Below are 15,896 nucleotides of genomic sequence, written 5' to 3' on the forward strand. Positions count from 1 at the left end.
CGAGACCGCGGCCCCCGACCACCACCGCCCGGTGGTTCGGGGGCCGCGCCGCGTCGCCGGTCGGCCGGTTGGGGCGGCGGGAGTCAGGCCAGGGCGGCTACCGCTTCGGCGTACGCGGCGCCGGTGCGGACCGCCGCGGCCACCAGCACCTCCAGCTGCGCCGGGGCGACCCCGCAGGACAGGTCCGTGGAGACGCCCGCCGCCAGCACCAGCGTCCCGTCGCCGGGCTCGTGCACGTAGGCGGCGGGCAGCAGCCGGTCGTGGTTCCAGGCGTTGCAGAACGCGTACGCCTCGGCGCGCCGCTCGGCCGGCAGCGTGCGCGCCGCCACCACCCGGGCGTGCAGCACGTCACAGTGGCGGCCGAGCAGACGGAACTGGATCGTCGCCTCGCCCCAGCGGCCGACGAGTGTGCCGTCCGGCTCAGGCGTGTACGGCTCGCCCCGGGCGTCGAGCGCGGCGGCGAGCAGCGCCGCGTCCAGCGGGGCCGGCTCCTCCGGGCCGGGCGGGCCGGGCTCGGCCGGGTCCGGTTCCGGCTCCTCGTCGAACTCGCTCTCGGCGGCGAGCGAGACCGGCGCGGCGAGCGGCCGCTCGGCCAGCCAGGAGGCGATCCGACCGGACTGGTGCCCGGTGCCGTTGCGGGCGTCGAAGCTGCCGGCGAGCGCCGTGGCCAGCGCCTGGAGCTGCGCCCCGAGTGTCGCCACGTCGACCTCGGCCGCCGGCCGCGAACCGTGCCCGGGGCGGTGGATCCGCCGCCCGCCGAGCCCGGCCTCGGCGGCCAGCCCGCAGAGCAGCGCGCCGGCCGCCGCGAACTCCATCGCGGACAGATCGTCGGCCGGGTGGTCCAGCCGGGGCAGCTGCTCGGTCAGCACCTCCAGCCCGCGGTGCAGGTAGCCGCCCAGCGCGCAGAAGCGCAGGTGCGTGGCGAGCATTCCGAACGCGGCCCGCTCACGCCGGTGCCGGCGGTACGCGCGCACGTGCGCCCGGGCCGCCTCGGTCACCGCGCCGGTACGCAGCCACGGCAGCAGTCCCACGGCGAGCGCCCGTTCGGGCTGGTCGGTGCAGACCGTCGCCCCGGCCGCGGCCGCGGCGGCCTGCCGCTCACCCCGCCGGGTCGGTGGCGTCTGCGGCGCGACCCAGCCGGTCAGCGCCGGCGCCAGCGCCGCCAGCGCCGCCTCCGGCTCGCCCCAGCCCGCCAGCAGCTCGGCCCGTCGCGCCGGGGCGCAGCCCGGGCAGCCGCCCACCGGGTCCGTGGCGTCGGCTGCCGACCAGCGTTCGTATGCCCGCCGGGCGGCCGGCTCGTCGCCGAGGTGGTCGGCGACGCGGCACCGCAGCTCCGCGACCGGCGCGGCGTCCTCGCCCAGCTCCCCGGCGAGCGCGTCCAACAGGGACCGGGCCTGGTCCAGGCCGACCCGGGGCGTGCCGAACAGCGCCTCCACCGCCTGCCGCTGGTGCCGGCGCAGCCGGGTCAGCTCGTCGGGGCGGGCGTCCAGCAGCCCTGGGTGCCGCGCCACCGTCTCCCGCATCCGCCGGACCGGTTCCACGGTGCGCCACCGCTCACCCAGGTGCAGGTACGCCTCGACCAGCGCGAACCGCGCCGACAGGGCGGTACGCGGGTCACCGGTGGCGTCCGCGCGGGAGGCGATCCTCTCCAGCTCGGCGCAGCGCTCCTCGCCGTCGGGCCGGTCCCGGGCGTCGGCGAGCGCGGCGGCCAGCCCTCGGTCGCGGGCCGTGGTCATCGGAGCGTCCCGCCGGTCAGCTCCTCGACGGCGGCGGCCAGCTGGCAGCCGGTGGTGACACCGCAGTCGACCAGCCGGTCGAGCTGGTGCGGTGTGACCCCGCGCTCCAGGTCGGTGGTGACCTCGCCGCAGATCTGGGCCGACCCGTCGTCGGCGACGTGCACGTACGCCTTCGGCCAGAGCCGGTCGTGGTTCCACATGTTGCAGAAGACGTGCAGCTCGGGCACGTGCTCGATGCCGAAGTGCCGCGCGACGACGGTGCGTACCTGGAGCAGCTCACCGGCCGCGCCCCGGCGGTGGAACCAGATCAGGTTCCGTTCCCAGCGGCCCACGAGCGCGCCGTCGGGCTCCTCGACCACCGCGTACCCCCGGTGGGCCGCCACCGCGGCGATCAGCTCGCCGGTCAGCGGGCGCAGCGCCTGCGGGTGTCCGGTCAGCGGACCGTCCGGACCGTCCTCGATCTCCGGCGACGCCATCGGGCATCCCTTCTGAGGCGAATAACACAAACGACGGTCCGACCCGTGCTGCGACGCGCGGACACGACCCGGAAAAGCGGCGTTCCACCGGGTGCCGCCGTTACCGTGACTCTATGGCGGGGCGTACCTCTCAGGCGAGCCGGCGGCGCGGCGCGTCGCCGCGTGGCACCACGAACAACCGCGCCCGTCAGCCGGCGAAGAAGGCGGCGGCGCGGAAACCGGCGCGGCGGCCGGCGCGCCGCGGGCCGGCTCCGGCCGCGTTCGTCGGCCGGGCCGCGGGCGCCGTCTGGATGGGGCTGGCCCACACGGTGGGCTGGGGGTTCCGGGCCGCCGGCCGGCAGGCCGCGTCCACCCGGGAGCTGGATCCGGAGCACCGCCGCGACGGCGCCGGGCTGCTGCTGTTCGGCCTGGCCATCCTCAGCGCGGTGGGCATCTGGGGCGGCGGGGCCGGGCCGGTGGGCCGGCACCTGGCCGACACCGTACGCCTGTTCATCGGCGCCATCTCGATCATCCTGCCGGTGCTGTTCATGGTGGGCGCGTGGCGGCTGATGCGGACCCCGGCCGACCCGGAGCACCGCGGGCGTGGCCTGGTCGGCTGGGGCTCGATGATGCTGGCGACCGCCTCGATGCTGCACATCGGGCAGAACCCGGTCGACGAGGTCCAGCGCGACTACGCCGGCGGCCTGCTCGGCGCGGGCGTGGGCGACCTGCTGAAGTCGGCGGTGACCGCCTGGGTGGCGATGCCGCTGCTGCTCCTGCTGCTGGTGTTCGGCCTGCTCGTGGTCACCGCGACCCCGATCAACAAGATCCCGGAGCGGCTGGGCCTGCGCGGTGATCCGGGCGTGCCCGAGGACGACGAGGAGGAAGCCGGGGCCGAGGCGGCGGCGAAGCCGGCCCGCAAGCGGCCGGCGAAGCGGCTGTCCTCGCCGCTGGAGCCACTGGACCCGGACGACGAGCTGGCCGGCGTCGACCTTCAGGAAACCATCGTGCTGCCGCGCAAGACGCCGCGCGTGCCGGCGAACCGCAAGCCGGTCGAGCCGCCGGAGCACTCGCCGCTGCCCACCCGCGCCGAGCAGCTCGCGCTCACCGGGCTGGCCGGCGACTACACGCTGCCGCCGGCGAACATGCTCGGCAGCGGCGCCGCGCCGAAGACCCGGAGCAAGGCCAACGACGAGGTGATCGCCGCGCTCACCGGCGTCTTCGAGCAGTTCGACGTGGACGCCGCGGTCACCGGCTTCACCCGCGGGCCGACCGTGACCCGCTACGAGGTCGAGCTGGGTCCGGGCGTGAAGGTCGAGCGGATCACCCAGCTCTCCCGCAACATCGCGTACGCGGTGAAGTCGCCGGACGTGCGCATCCTCAGCCCGATCCCGGGCAAGAGCGCGGTCGGTGTGGAGATCCCGAACACCGACCCGGAGAACGTGTCGCTCGGCGACGTGCTGCGCTCGCGCGCCGCGACCAGCGACCACCACCCGATGGTGGTGGCGCTGGGCAAGGACATCGAGGGCGGCTACGTGGTGGCCAACCTCGCGAAGATGCCGCACATCCTGATCGCGGGCGCGACCGGCGCGGGCAAGTCGTCCTGCCTGAACTCGCTGCTGGTGTCCGTCCTGACCCGGGCCACGCCGGACGAGGTACGGCTGCTGCTGATCGACCCGAAGCGGGTCGAGATGACCGGCTACGAGGGCATCCCGCACCTGGTCACGCCGATCGTGACGAACCCGAAGAAGGCGGCCGACTCGCTGGAGTGGGTCGTGCGCGAGATGGACATGCGCTACGACGACCTCGCCGCCAACGGGGTCCGCCACATCGACGACTTCAACCGCAAGGTGCGCAACGGCGAGATCAAGGCCCCGCCGGGCAGCGAGCGGGAGATGCGGCCGTACCCGTACCTGCTGGTGATCGTGGACGAGCTGGCCGACCTGATGATGGTCGCGCCGCGCGACGTGGAGGACTCCATCGTCCGGATCACCCAGCTCGCCCGGGCCGCCGGCATCCACCTGGTGCTGGCCACCCAGCGTCCCTCGGTCGACGTGGTCACCGGCCTGATCAAGGCGAACGTGCCGTCCCGGCTCGCGTTCGCCACCTCCTCGCTCGCCGACTCGCGGGTCATCCTGGACCAGCCCGGCGCGGAGAAGCTGCTCGGCCGCGGCGACGGCCTGTTCCTGCCGATGGGCGCGTCGAAGCCGCAGCGCATCCAGGGCGCCTGGGTGACCGAGCGCGAGATCGCCGACGTGGTCAAGTTCTGCAAGGACCAGCGGGAGCCGGAGTTCCGTCCGGACGTGCTCGCCCCGGCGCAGGACAGCAAGAAGAAGATCGACGAGGACATCGGCGACGACCTGGACCTGCTCGTGCAGGCGGTCGAGCTGGTGGTCACCTCGCAGTTCGGCTCGACCTCGATGCTCCAGCGCAAGCTGCGGGTGGGCTTCGCCAAGGCGGGCCGGCTGATGGACCTGATGGAGACGCGCGGCGTGGTCGGGCCGTCCGAGGGCTCCAAGGCCCGCGACGTGCTGGTCAAGCCGGACGAGCTGGAGGAGGTCCTGGCCGGGCTGCGCGGCGGCGAGGACTGACGACCCACGACGCACCACGGCGGCCCCCACCATCAGGTGGGAGCCGCCGTGGGCGGTTCCGGGTCAGTTGAGCAGCGCGGCGACGAGCACGGCGCCGATGATCGCGCCGACCACGCTCGCGGCGGCGGCGTACCAGCCCAGCGGCTTGTCGCCGAGGACCGCGCCGACGATGCCGAGGATCAGGCCGAGGACGCCGAAGATCAGCGGGGACAGGAAGATCGCGAGAGCCGCGAAGACGAACGCGACGATCGTGCAGATCCGGGCGGCGTTGCTGCGCGGACGGGCGCTGGCGTGCATGTCGGCCATGGGGTCCTCCGTGATGATCGCTCTGTCGGTCAACGGGAGACCGGGTACCCCGGGCGTCGCATCGTCCAAACCGGATGCGGATGATCAGCCGAAGAGCTTGAGCCCGATCACGCCGGCGACCACCAGCAGCAGGCACGCGACGCGCGGCAGGTTCACCGGCTCGCCGAGCGCGAGCATGCCGACCAGCGCGGTGCCCACCGCCCCGATACCGACCCACACCGCGTATCCGGTGCCGACCGGGATGTCGCGCAGCGCGTACGCCAGGCCGGCCATGCTGCCGACGAGCGTCACGGCGAAGACGGCGGAGGGGAGGGGGCGGGTGAAGCCGGCGCTGCGATCGAGCGCGATCGCCCACGCGGTCTCCAGGAGTCCGGAGAGCACCAGTACGAGCCAGGCCATGAGATCACCTCTGACGGGCGGGCCCGGCGCGGAGCGGGCCGGGCGACGGTTGGGTCACGCGGGGCGTCTTGGCCTGACCGGGTACGCCCACCACTCGTCCGGGACGGCCCGTGGGCCGTCGTGGCCGACGGTAGCACCGGCCGGGGCGGACCGGTGGCGGGGTGAGAAAGCCCACCTCGGGTGGAGTTGACGTCAACTTGAGGTTGCAGGATTGACCGCATGACCGTGCTCTTCTCCGACGACGACGTCGCGGCCGCCGTGGGCGCCCCGCTCACCGTCGCGGCCATGCGGGACGCGCTGCTGGCCGCGTACGCCGGGCGGCTCATCGCCCCGCCCCGGGCGTCCGCGCCGCTGGGCGGGGGCCGGATGGTGCTCACCGCCGGGCACCTCACCGGCGAGTGGTACGGCTTCCGCTCGTACGACACGTTCGGCCGCCCGGAGAGCGGTCAACTCGTCGTGCTGCACGACGCGAGCACCGGAGCGGTACGCGCCATCGCCGTCGGCGAGGAACTCGGCTCCCGGCGTACCGGAGGACTCGGTGGCGTGGCGGTGGACGCGCTGGCCCGCGCGGACGCCGCCACGCTCGGCGTGGTGGGTTCCGGGCGGCAGGCGTGGACCCAGGTCTGGGCCGCGGCGGCGGTCCGGCCGCTGCGCGAGGTGACCGTCCACAGCCGCTCGGCGGCCCGGCGGGAGGCGTTCGCCGCGCGGGTCCGCGCCGAGCTGGGCGTGCCGGCCCGCGCCGTCGGCTCGGCCGCCGCCGCGGTGCGCGACCGGGACGTGGTGGTGCTCGCCACCACGAGCACCGTCCCGGTGCTGGACGCCGCCGACCTGGCGCCCGGCACGCACGTCAACACGGTCGGTTTCAAGCAGACCGACCGGCACGAGTTCGGCACCGACCTGCTCGATGCCGCCGACCTGCTGGTCACCGACTCGCCGGGGCAGGCCGCCGCGTACGTCCCGCCGATGCTCGCCGCCGTCGAGCCGTACGCCGGGCGGTTGCGCGACCTGGGCGCGGTGCTGGCCGGGGCGGTTCCCGGCCGGACCGGCGCGGACCAGATCTCGGTCTTCTGCTCCACCGGCCTGGCCGGTACGGAGGTGTTCCTCCTCGACCGGCTGGCCCGTGTGGCTGCTCCCGCCCGCTGAGCGCGCCGGACGGGCGGCGTGGCGGTGCGGAACCGGCCCGGTACCCTCGGATGGTGTCTGCCACCTCCTCCACCCCGCAATCCGACGGGCGACGGGTCGCCCTGCTGACCCTCGGCTGCGCCCGCAACGAGGTCGACTCGGAGGAGCTGGCCGCCCGGCTGCATGCCGACGGGTGGCAGGTGACCACCGACGGCGAGGGCGCCGACGTGGTGGTGGTGAACACCTGCGGCTTCGTGGAGAAGGCCAAGCAGGACTCGATCCAGACGCTGCTCGCCGCCGCCGACACCGGCGCGAAGGTGGTCGCCGCCGGGTGCATGGCCGAACGGTACGGCCGTGAGCTGGCCGACAGCCTCCCCGAGGCGCAGGCGGTGCTCAGCTTCGACGACTACCCGGACATCGCCGCCCGCCTCGACTCGGTGCTGGCCGGCGAGGCGATCGGCGCGCACACCCCCCGCGACCGGCGGGAACTGCTGCCGCTGACCCCGGTGAAGCGCCGCGACGCGGCGGTGTCGCTGCCCGGGCACGGCACCCCGGCCCGGGTCGCGCCGCAGACCGACGCGCACACCCCGGCGCACCTGCGGCAGGTGCTGCGGCACCGGCTCGACACCGGCCCGGTGGCCTCGCTGAAGCTCGCCAGCGGCTGCGACCGGCGGTGCGCGTTCTGCGCCATCCCGGCCTTCCGCGGGGCGTTCGTCTCGCGTACCCCGGACGAGCTGCTCGCCGAGGCCGAGTGGCTGGCCAAGACCGGCGTACGGGAGCTGGTGCTGGTCAGCGAGAACTCCACCTCGTACGGCAAGGACCTGGGCGACCCGCGCGCGCTGGAGAAGCTGCTGCCGCAGCTCGCCGCGATCGACGGCATCGTGCGGGTGCGCGCCAGCTACCTCCAGCCCGCCGAGACCCGGCCCGGCCTGGTCGAGGTGATCGCCACCACGCCCGGCGTGGCCGCGTACTTCGACCTGTCGTTCCAGCACTCCAGCGAGCCGGTGCTGCGCCGGATGCGGCGCTTCGGCTCCACCGACCGGTTCCTGGAGCTGCTCGCCTCCGCCCGCGCGCTCGCGCCGGACGCGGGCGCGCGCAGCAACTTCATCGTCGGCTTCCCCGGCGAGACCAAGCAGGACGTGGCCGAGCTGGTCCGGTTCCTGACCGAGGCGCGCCTGGACGCGATCGGCATGTTCGACTACAGCGACGAGGACGGCACCGAGGCCGCCGGGCTCACCGGCAAGGTCTCCGCCGCCACGATCAAACGGCGGTACGACAAGCTCAGCGCGCTGGCCGACGAACTGTGCTCGCAGCGCGCCGAGGAGCGCCTCGGCGCGACTGTGGAGGTGCTCGTGGCCTCGGTCGCCGACGGCGTCGTGGAGGGCCGGGCCGCCCATCAGGCGCCCGAGGTCGACGGATCGACCACGCTCGTCGCGCCGGACGGCGGCGGCGTCGACCTGGCCGCGTTGCGCCCCGGTGACCTGGTCCGGGCCACTGTCACCGCGACCGAGGGTGTCGACCTGGTCGCCGTACCGGATGAGATGATCTCGGCGGCGCCCGGCGCGGTACGGTGACGGCGGGCCCGGACGGAGCGGGGAAGCCACGTGGGGCGATGCGGGACATGACGGGAGCGGAGTCGACGGCGGCTGCCCCCGTACCGCTGCTCAACGCGGCGAACCTGCTGACCGGCGCGCGCCTGGTGCTGGTGCCCGTCTTCGCGGCCACCGTGGTCGCGTCCGCCATGACCCACGCGGGCTGGCGGATGGCCGCCTGCCTGATCTTCGCGGTGGCCTCGGCGACCGACCTGATCGACGGCTGGATCGCCCGCCGGTTCGAGCTTGTCACCTCGCTGGGCAAGGTCGCCGACCCGATCGCCGACAAGGCGCTCACCGGCGCCGCGCTGGTGCTGCTCTCCGTGTACGACCGGCTGCCCTGGTGGGTGACGGTGGTGATCCTCGCCCGCGAGCTGGGCATCACCGCGCTGCGCTTCTGGGTGATCCGGCACGGCGTGATCGCCGCCAGCCGGGGTGGCAAGGTCAAGACGGCGCTCCAGATCCTGGCGATCACCTGGTACCTCTGGCCGATGCCGGAGGCGCTCGCCGCGATCGGCCCGTGGATCATGGGGGCGGCTGTCGTGGTCACCGTGGTCACCGGGTTCGACTACATCGCCCAGGCGTTGCGGCTGCGGCGTCCGGCCCGTTGATCCGGCGGCCGACGAGTAAGCCGCCCGGGCGCGGGAAGAGAGGGCGGGCATGAACACCGACGCGAGACACCAGCAGCCCGCCGGCAGCCCGGCGGCCTCCGTCGTGCACCGCCTGCACGAGTGCGGCCAGACACTGGCCACCGTCGAGTCGCTGACCGGCGGGCTGCTCGCCGCCGCGGTCGTGGAGATCGCCGGGGTCAGCTCGATCTACCGGGGCGGCATGGTGGTCTACGCCACCGAACTCAAGGCGACGCTCGCCGGCGTACCGGAGGACCTGCTGGCCGACCGCGGCCCGGTCGATCCCGACGTGGCCGCCGCCCTGGCCGAGGGCGGACGGCAGCGGTGCGGCGCGGACTGGGGTCTGGCCACCACCGGTGTGGCCGGGCCGGAGCCGCAGGACGACAAGCCGGTCGGCCTGGTCTACGTGGCGGTCGCCGGGCCGGACGGTACGCAGGTGCGCCGGCTCGACCTCGACGGCGGCCGCGACCACATCCGCGCGGCCGCGGTGATCGAGGCGCTGCGCCTGCTCGCCGACCGCATCGAGCTTCCCGAGGACGCCGACGCCGACGCGGCGGCGGGGGCCGGCCGCCGATGAGCCGGCCCGGCGCCGACACGCCCGGCGGCGGGTCCGCCGACCGGCCGATCCGCACGGATTTTCAGAGGCGGGGTGGGATGTCGTCGTGGCAACCAACGGGTACGGTTGCGGGAAGGCTCCGACGGTCGTCGTCGGCGTCGGAGCGGTTCCCGCGTCCGGCGCGGCGTGGTCGGCCGGAGATGGTGGTCCCGTTCAGGGGGAGGTGCGATGGTCCTGCTACGCCGGGTGATCGGTGACGCGCTGCGGACACGCAGGCAGGGGCAGCACCGCACCCTCCGCGAGGTGTCGTCCGCCGCCAACGTCAGCCTGGGCTACCTCTCCGAGATCGAACGCGGCCAGAAGGAACCCTCGAGCGAACTGCTGGCCGCCATCTGTGACGCGCTCGGCGCCCGCCTGTCGGAACTGCTGCGCGAGGTGAGCGACACCGTCGCCCTCGCCGAGCAGATGCCCGGCGTGCTGGTCCCGGTGGCCGACGAGCCGGTCGAGCCGGCCCCGGTGGCCCCGACCGCCGTGCGCAAGGCGACGAACCGCGGCGTCCGGCAGGTCACCTCCGACGGCGCTGTCGCCGTCCAGGTCCGGCAGGACTCGCCGCTCAAGGCCACGCTGCGCAGCACCCGGGTACGCCCCGCCGAGCGGGATGTGGTCTGCGCCGCCTGATCCCGCCTGTCACGTCGTGGGCGGTGCTGGCGCCCGCGTCGTACTGTTGATCAGGAGCGTACGGGTGCCGGAGTGGCGTCCGGCTGGGACGATGTAGGCGCGACGCTACTGAGGGGACGAGGCGGAGATGGCTAACCCGTTCGTCAAGGGTTGGAAGTACCTGATGGCGCTCTTCGGCGCGAAGATCGACGAGCACGCCGATCCGAAGGTGCAGATCCAGCAGGCCGTCGAGGAGGCGCAGCGCCAGCACCAGGCGCTCGTCCAGCAGGCGGCGGCGGTGATCGGCAACCAGCGTCAGCTGGAGATGAAGCTGTCCCGGCAGATGACCGAGGTGGAACAGCTCCAGGGCAACGCGCGGCAGGCGCTGGCGCTGGCCGACCAGGCGCGGGGCAAGGGCGACGAGACCGAGGCGGGGCGCTACGAGCAGTCCGCCCAGATGCTGGCCACCCAGCTCGTCTCCGCCGAGCAGGCGCTGGAGGACCTGAAGACGCTGCACGACCAGGCGCTCGGCGCGGCGGCCCAGGCCCGCAAGGCGGTCGAGAACAACTCGATGATCCTGCAGCAGAAGCTGGCCGAGCGCACCAAGCTGCTCAGCCAGCTGGAGCAGGCCAAGATGCAGGAGAGCGTGGCCCGCTCGCTGGAGTCGATGTCGTCGCTCACCGCGCCCGCCAGCACCCCGTCGCTGGACGAGGTACGCGACCGGATCGAACGCCGCTACGCCACCGCCATGGGCCGGGCCGAACTCGCCGGCAACTCGGTCGAGGGCCGGATGCTGGAGATCCAGAAGGCCACGCTCGACTCGTCCGGATCGGCGAGACTGGAGCAGATCCGGTCGAGCATGGCCGGCGAGCAGCTCGGCGGCCGGCACGAGACCCCGGCGGTGGGGCAGCCGACCGACCCGGCCGCCACCGCCCGGCTCGACGAGATCCGGGCCAGCATGAGCCGGGAACGCGGCACCGGGGAGAGCACGACCGGCTGACGGAGGGGCGGACACACCATGGCGGACGAACGGGCCCGACATTTCCGCAGGTTGCGCCGGCTGCGCAACTCGGCGCGACGGTGGAGCGTGATGGCCGGAGGGCTCGGCGGCGCCGCCGCGGTGCTCACCCCGTACGCCGGGCTGGGCCTGCCGGACGCGGCCTGGGCCGGCGCCGCGGGCAGCGCGATCGCGATCGCCGCCTGGCGCTGGGCCGACCACCGGGCGCTCGCGGCAGTGCCGGCGCCGCCCGCTCTCGACCCGGCGGAGGCAGCCGCCCGCTCCCGCGCGCGGCTGGTCGCCGCCGTCGAGCGGCTGCCCGTCGGGCCGGGTGTCCTGGCCGAGGTACGCCGGGTCCGCTCCCGCATGGCGTTGCGCGGCACCGCCGCGGCCGAGCCGTGGGCCCGGCTGGACCGGGCCGCGCTCACCCTGGCCGGGCTGGCCGGGCGGCTCACCGGGCTGGCCGAGCCGGCGGTCCGGGAGGCGGCCGAGGCCGATCGTTCCCTGCGTGAGCTGGCGAACCGGGTGGCGGGCGTGGAACGCGCGGCGAAGCTGACCCCGCGGAGCACGCTGGACGAGGTGCACGCGACGCTGGTGGCCCAGTTGGAGGACGGGGTGGCCGCGTACGAGCGGCTGGTGGTGGCCGCCGCCGGCTACGTCGCCGAGGACGCCCGCCCGAACACCGCGCACCCGGCCGCCGCTCGGCTGACCGAGGCCACCGACCTGCTGCACGGGGTGGCCTCCGCCCTGGCCGAACTCCGCACCCCCCTCCGAGCCCCCTAACCCCGGCCGGCATCGCCCCGCGCGTCGATCGCCCCGCGCTGATTGTTCCGCGCGTTGATCAAGGAGTTTGTGTCCTGAGGCGGGCCGAATCCGTACACAAACTCCTTGATCACCGACGCAGCCAGGGCCGGGCGGAGGGCTTCAGGCCTCCCGGGCGGGGGCAACTCGCGGTCAGGTGCCCCGCACTCACGCGGCGCCCCGCCCACCCGGTGATCATGAAGTTGACGGTGTTGTTGATCTCGGAAGCTGCCGTCAACTTCATGATCGACCCTGACTGGGAGGGCTAGGTGGGGGTGGTTATGGGGGTGGGCGGGGTCCAGGGGGAGGTGCCTACGACGTTCGTCGCGCGTACCCGGTAGTAGTAGGTGGTGGCCCGGGCCAGGCCGGTGTTGGTGAACCCCCGGCCGGTGACGCGGAACGTGGCCGGCTCCCTGGTGAACGCGGCGTCGGTGGCGCGCTGCACGATGAAGCCGGCGCCCGGCCCGGCCGGCGCCTCCGCCGACCAGCTCAACGTCACGGTGGCGGTGTCCGGTCCCGGCGCGCTCGCGATGACGCTCACCGCCGTGGGCGCCGTCGGCCGGGCCGGGGTGGTCACCCGGGCCACTGTCGACCAGGGGGACGCCGCGCCCAGGTACGTCGTGCGTACCCGGTAGTAGTACGTGGTGTCCGGGGCGACGGCCGGGTCCAGGTGGGCCTCGCCCACGGCGATCGCTGTGGTGCCCGGGCCGCTGGTGAACGTCGGGTTGGTGGCGCGCTGCACGTCCACACCGGTGGCGAAGGAGTGGTTCGCCCAGCGCAGCGCGACCCGCAGCGGCGCGGTCGGCAGCACCGCCGAGGTGAGCCGGGCCGGCGCGGCCAGGCGCACCGCCGCCGGTACGGCATTCGACCAGGACGAGCAGCTCACCGCGTTCTCGGCCCGGATCCGATAGTGGTAGGTGACGCCGGGGGTGACTGTCGCGTCGGTGTAGCGGGTGGCGGTGGCGGCCACGGTGATCTCGGTCAGCCCGGCGGTGAAGGTGCTGTCGGTGGCGCGTTGCAGCAGGTGGCTGGTGGGCACCGGGCGGCTGCCGTTGCCGGTCCAGGTCAGCGCGATGGCGGGCAGCGCGGTGGCGCTGCCGGGCGCCGGGGTGGCGGTCAGCCCGGTCGGTGCCTTGGGCGCCACCCGCAGCACCAGTGGACGGCTCATGCCCTGGTCGCGCAGCCCTGCCGAGCGGGTCTGCCAGCGGTACTCCCAGCCCAGGTTGACGAGTTGGTTGACCACCGTGGCGGGGCGCCCGTCGGCCGGGCTGACCGGGCTCGCGTCCAGCCGCGCGCCGACGGGCCGGGACGGGTCGAGCAGCCGTACGCTGTCGCTGATCTTGAACGGCAGGGGCGGCGGCGCGGGACGCAGCGCCACCACGACGTCCTCGCGGGGGTTGACCCGGACGGTGTCCTTCCAGCCCAGCTCGCCCGGCTCGGGCGGGCGCAGCGTGCCGTCCCAGCCGACCCGGTTGACCAGTTGCACGTCGCAGCCCTCGATGTGCACCGGGTGGGTGCGCGGGGCGTCGCCGACGACCCGCCACAGTTGCGTGCCGTCGCCCGGCGCGCCGACTGGCACGGCCGGGTCGGTGGCGTGCAGCACCTCGGTGGCGGGTTCCATCGGGCCCAGCGGCAGGGTGGCCGGGAGCAGCGGCCCGCTGACCGGGTGGCCGACGCCGAGGCGGCCCACCGCGCGGCCGTGCCGGGGCTCGAACACCTGCCCGACCGACTTCACCGCCACCGGCAGCGTGACCGGGGCCGCCGCGCCGGGCGGGGTGAACGTGACCGAGCCGTCCCGCGCGCCGACGAGCGTCGGACGCGGGGTGTGGGTGCCGAACGCGGCGTCGTACGCGGGCTGCGGCACGATCGGCGGCGGCTGGCTGTGCGCGTACGCCCCTGGTAGCCGGTCGGCGAGCCGGCGCGTGTCGTACGGCTCGGCCGGGATGCCGGTGACCCGGATCTGGAGCAGTGTGCGGGTGTTCGGGCCGTAGCCGGGCCGGGTCGGCGGCAGCCCGCCGGAGCCGCTCCGGTCGGGCGCGCCGGTGTGGTGGTCGTAGCGCGGGTCGAACCGGGGCAGCGGCGCGGGGCAGTCGTTGTACAGGATGAGCGTGCTGCCCGGCGGCACGGTGGCGAAGTCCACGATCACGTCGGCCCGCTCGCCGGGGGCCAGCAGCAGCGCGTGACCGTCCACGTTGAGCACTGTCGGGTCCTGCCTGTCGTACCGGTAGTCCACCGGCCGGTTGGCCAGCACCACCGGGGCGGGGAGCAGCCCGCTCTCGTTGCCGATCTGGATCAGGTCGGGTCCGGCGGCGGCCGGGTCGGGCACGCCGCCGTCGCGGCCGTCCACCGGCCAGTACGCGGGGCGCCCTGGTGCGCGTACCGCCTCGACCATCGGCACCTCACCGGCGGCCGGGTCGGCCGGGCTGCCGTCGTCGGCCCACATCGGGCCGTCCGAGGCGGCCCGGTAGAGCTGGAGGTTGAGCGCCCGGTCCGCGCAGGCGTTGAGGATCCGGAACCGGTACGCGCGCGGCGCGACCTCCAGGTACGGGTAGGCCACGCCGTTGACGAGCGGGGTGTCCCCGTACGCCTCGGGCACCGCCGACGGGTGCGGCACGGCGGGTACCAGCGGCGGCTCGTCCGGGTCGGCATCGGGGTCGTGGTGCGGGTTCGGCACCGGGGCGACCCACGGGCTGGCCCCGCCGTCCGGGTCGTGGGTCCACGGGCCGTAGTCCCAGCGGCCGGTCGGGTTGCCGCCGGTGAGCCGGTACGGGTTCTGCCGGGGCTGGTAGACGTGCGGGTGCCAGAGGCTGCCCTTGGCGCCCCAGCGGTCCCGGTCCCAGGTGGGGTCCTGGGCGGCGAGCTGCGCGTCGTCCGGCACGAACGTCTTGTCCTCGATCACCAGCGGGAACTGGTCGGCGGGGAGCACGCCGTCGTCGACGAGGCGTTCCTCGGCCGGGTCGGTGAGCAGGTACAGCGCGATCTGCCCGGAGTAGACGTTGAGCCGGGACAGGCCGAGCGTGTTGTCGTGCAGCCACATCAGCCGGCCGCTCTGCTCGTTCGGGAAGTACAGCGTGGTGGCGCCCGCGCCGGGCGGCGGCATGTCCGGCACCGGGGTGACACCCACCCCGGCCGGGTACGGCGTGATCTCGCCGGCCGGGGTCACCCACTGCCACGGGTTGCCGGCGCTGATCCACCCGGTCTGCGCGCCGGACAGGTGCGGCACGGCCCGGTTCTGCGGGTACGGCGCGGGACCGTCCAGCGGGCCGGCGCCGGCTCCGTCGACGGTCTCGTCCACCGGCAGGAACAGTTCCCCGGCCCGCCCGGTGGGGAGCTGGTTGATGAACTTGATCCGGACCGGGCGGCCCCGCCGCGCGACGATCATCGGGCCGAGGTGCCAGGGGCGGGCCGGCGGGCCGACCGTGTTGTGGCCGGCGGCGTCGGTGCCCAGGTTGAGCTGGCGGTATCCGCGCAGCCGGGTGGCCGGCAGGTCGCGGTGCAGGCGTTGCGCGTACTCCTGGAGGCCGATCTCGTAGTAGTCGCAGCCCGGCCACGTGATGGTGTCCGGGACGGCGACCGGCAGGCGGGCGCCGAGCCCGGCGGTGGCCGGTTGCCCGGGCAGCGGCAGCGGGTCGACGAACTTGCGGATGCCGGTGCCGGGCGCCGGGCGGCCGTCCGCGTCGAGCGTGGGCAGCGGGCTGGCGGCGGTGTTCGGCACCGGGCCGAACAGGCGTGGGACGGCGGCCGGGTCCAGGCTCGCCGGGGTGGCTCCGTCGCCCGGCTCCTCGTCGCCGGCGCGCGCGGCTGGTACGCCCCGCGCGGCGGAACCGGCGAACGTGGTGGGCGCGGTCTCCTCGGCGACTCCGGCGCGGTCCGGCCGTCCGGGCCGGAGTCTGCGGAACAGCACCATGGCTCTCCCCGGGGTCGGGGCGCGCCGGCCGACACCCCGGCGTGGCGGCGTACGCGCTGCTGACGAACGGTGAGCGGTCAATCGCAGCATGCGACGTCGCGGGGGTGCGACGGAAGTACCCAATCGTCCCTATCTCGGCGATCTTTGG

General features: G+C 74.8%; 13 protein-coding genes and 1 riboswitch. Of the genes, 8 read left to right on the plus strand and 5 right to left on the minus strand.

What is annotated here, in order from left to right; genetic code table 11:
* Positions 1-83: 83 nt before the first annotated feature.
* Positions 84-1,736, minus strand: a complete 1,653-nt coding sequence (locus MicB006_RS07550; RefSeq protein ID WP_116504817.1) for a YbjN domain-containing protein — start codon at positions 1,734-1,736, stop codon at positions 84-86.
* Positions 1,733-2,212 carry a YbjN domain-containing protein gene (locus tag MicB006_RS07555; RefSeq protein WP_073830259.1) on the minus strand — a complete coding sequence of 160 codons (480 nt, stop codon included), beginning with the start codon at positions 2,210-2,212 and terminating at the stop codon, positions 1,733-1,735. Before MicB006_RS07555 ends, MicB006_RS07550 begins: the two co-directional genes overlap by 4 nt.
* Positions 2,213-2,325: 113 nt before the next feature.
* Between MicB006_RS07555 and MicB006_RS07560 the strand changes: the two genes are divergently transcribed.
* A complete protein-coding gene (locus tag MicB006_RS07560; protein WP_116504819.1) occupies positions 2,326-4,782 on the plus strand; it encodes a DNA translocase FtsK in 2,457 nt (818 codons plus the stop codon).
* Positions 4,783-4,845: 63 nt separating this feature from the next.
* Here the strand turns inward: MicB006_RS07560 and MicB006_RS07565 are convergent, their stop codons facing one another.
* Positions 4,846-5,088 carry a hypothetical protein gene (locus tag MicB006_RS07565; protein WP_013474454.1) on the minus strand — a complete coding sequence of 81 codons (243 nt, stop codon included), beginning with the start codon at positions 5,086-5,088 and terminating at the stop codon, positions 4,846-4,848.
* A gap of 84 nt (positions 5,089-5,172) precedes the next feature.
* Positions 5,173-5,487, minus strand: coding sequence for a multidrug efflux SMR transporter (locus tag MicB006_RS07570; protein ID WP_116504820.1), 315 nt, complete (start codon positions 5,485-5,487; stop codon positions 5,173-5,175).
* A gap of 57 nt (positions 5,488-5,544) precedes the next feature.
* Positions 5,545-5,610: riboswitch (guanidine-III (ykkC-III) riboswitch) on the minus strand.
* Positions 5,611-5,706: 96 nt separating this feature from the next.
* Between MicB006_RS07570 and MicB006_RS07575 the strand changes: the two genes are divergently transcribed.
* From MicB006_RS07575 to MicB006_RS07605, 7 genes are all read left to right on the plus strand, one after another.
* Positions 5,707-6,630: an ornithine cyclodeaminase family protein gene (locus MicB006_RS07575; protein ID WP_116504822.1), complete on the plus strand. Its 924-nt coding sequence runs from the start codon at positions 5,707-5,709 to the stop codon at positions 6,628-6,630.
* A gap of 50 nt (positions 6,631-6,680) precedes the next feature.
* Positions 6,681-8,183 (plus strand): 30S ribosomal protein S12 methylthiotransferase RimO, encoded by a 1,503-nt coding sequence (gene rimO, locus MicB006_RS07580; RefSeq protein ID WP_116504824.1) that lies wholly within the window; start codon positions 6,681-6,683, stop codon positions 8,181-8,183.
* Positions 8,184-8,230: 47 nt separating this feature from the next.
* The gene (gene pgsA / locus MicB006_RS07585; RefSeq protein WP_192900200.1) at positions 8,231-8,812 is read left to right on the plus strand and encodes a CDP-diacylglycerol--glycerol-3-phosphate 3-phosphatidyltransferase; all 582 of its coding nucleotides are present in this window, start codon (positions 8,231-8,233) and stop codon (positions 8,810-8,812) included.
* A gap of 49 nt (positions 8,813-8,861) precedes the next feature.
* Positions 8,862-9,407 (plus strand): CinA family protein, encoded by a 546-nt coding sequence (locus tag MicB006_RS07590; RefSeq protein ID WP_116504828.1) that lies wholly within the window; start codon positions 8,862-8,864, stop codon positions 9,405-9,407.
* A 207-nt stretch (positions 9,408-9,614) separates the two neighbouring features.
* Entirely contained in the window at positions 9,615-10,064 is a 450-nt protein-coding gene (locus MicB006_RS07595) for a helix-turn-helix domain-containing protein (RefSeq protein ID WP_073830252.1), read from the plus strand.
* A gap of 127 nt (positions 10,065-10,191) precedes the next feature.
* On the plus strand, positions 10,192-11,043 hold the full coding sequence (locus MicB006_RS07600; protein ID WP_116504830.1) for a PspA/IM30 family protein: 852 nt from the start codon (positions 10,192-10,194) through the stop codon (positions 11,041-11,043).
* An 18-nt stretch (positions 11,044-11,061) separates the two neighbouring features.
* Positions 11,062-11,823, plus strand: coding sequence for a hypothetical protein (locus MicB006_RS07605; RefSeq protein WP_116504832.1), 762 nt, complete (start codon positions 11,062-11,064; stop codon positions 11,821-11,823).
* A 283-nt stretch (positions 11,824-12,106) separates the two neighbouring features.
* Here MicB006_RS07605 and MicB006_RS07610 read toward each other — a convergent pair whose 3' ends face one another.
* Positions 12,107-15,838 carry a multicopper oxidase domain-containing protein gene (locus tag MicB006_RS07610; RefSeq protein WP_370013429.1) on the minus strand — a complete coding sequence of 1,244 codons (3,732 nt, stop codon included), beginning with the start codon at positions 15,836-15,838 and terminating at the stop codon, positions 12,107-12,109.
* Positions 15,839-15,896: the final 58 nt, after the last annotated feature.

The organism is Micromonospora sp. B006, assembly GCF_003408515.1.
In the GTDB taxonomy this organism is placed as follows: domain Bacteria; phylum Actinomycetota; class Actinomycetes; order Mycobacteriales; family Micromonosporaceae; genus Micromonospora; species Micromonospora echinospora_A.

What these genes read in the sequence shown, in the direction of transcription:
- MicB006_RS07550 (WP_116504817.1), bottom strand. Translation starts at nt 1,736, where the DNA reads ATGACCACGGCCCGCGACCGAGGGCTGGCCGCCGCGCTCGCCGACGCC.
- MicB006_RS07555 (WP_073830259.1), bottom strand. Translation starts at nt 2,212, where the DNA reads ATGGCGTCGCCGGAGATCGAGGACGGTCCGGACGGTCCGCTGACCGGA.
- MicB006_RS07560 (WP_116504819.1), top strand. Translation starts at nt 2,326, where the DNA reads ATGGCGGGGCGTACCTCTCAGGCGAGCCGGCGGCGCGGCGCGTCGCCG.
- MicB006_RS07565 (WP_013474454.1), bottom strand. Translation starts at nt 5,088, where the DNA reads ATGGCCGACATGCACGCCAGCGCCCGTCCGCGCAGCAACGCCGCCCGG.
- MicB006_RS07570 (WP_116504820.1), bottom strand. Translation starts at nt 5,487, where the DNA reads ATGGCCTGGCTCGTACTGGTGCTCTCCGGACTCCTGGAGACCGCGTGG.
- MicB006_RS07575 (WP_116504822.1), top strand. Translation starts at nt 5,707, where the DNA reads ATGACCGTGCTCTTCTCCGACGACGACGTCGCGGCCGCCGTGGGCGCC.
- rimO (WP_116504824.1), top strand. Translation starts at nt 6,681, where the DNA reads ATGGTGTCTGCCACCTCCTCCACCCCGCAATCCGACGGGCGACGGGTC.
- pgsA (WP_192900200.1), top strand. Translation starts at nt 8,231, where the DNA reads ATGACGGGAGCGGAGTCGACGGCGGCTGCCCCCGTACCGCTGCTCAAC.
- MicB006_RS07590 (WP_116504828.1), top strand. Translation starts at nt 8,862, where the DNA reads ATGAACACCGACGCGAGACACCAGCAGCCCGCCGGCAGCCCGGCGGCC.
- MicB006_RS07595 (WP_073830252.1), top strand. Translation starts at nt 9,615, where the DNA reads ATGGTCCTGCTACGCCGGGTGATCGGTGACGCGCTGCGGACACGCAGG.
- MicB006_RS07600 (WP_116504830.1), top strand. Translation starts at nt 10,192, where the DNA reads ATGGCTAACCCGTTCGTCAAGGGTTGGAAGTACCTGATGGCGCTCTTC.
- MicB006_RS07605 (WP_116504832.1), top strand. Translation starts at nt 11,062, where the DNA reads ATGGCGGACGAACGGGCCCGACATTTCCGCAGGTTGCGCCGGCTGCGC.
- MicB006_RS07610 (WP_370013429.1), bottom strand. Translation starts at nt 15,838, where the DNA reads ATGCTGCGATTGACCGCTCACCGTTCGTCAGCAGCGCGTACGCCGCCA.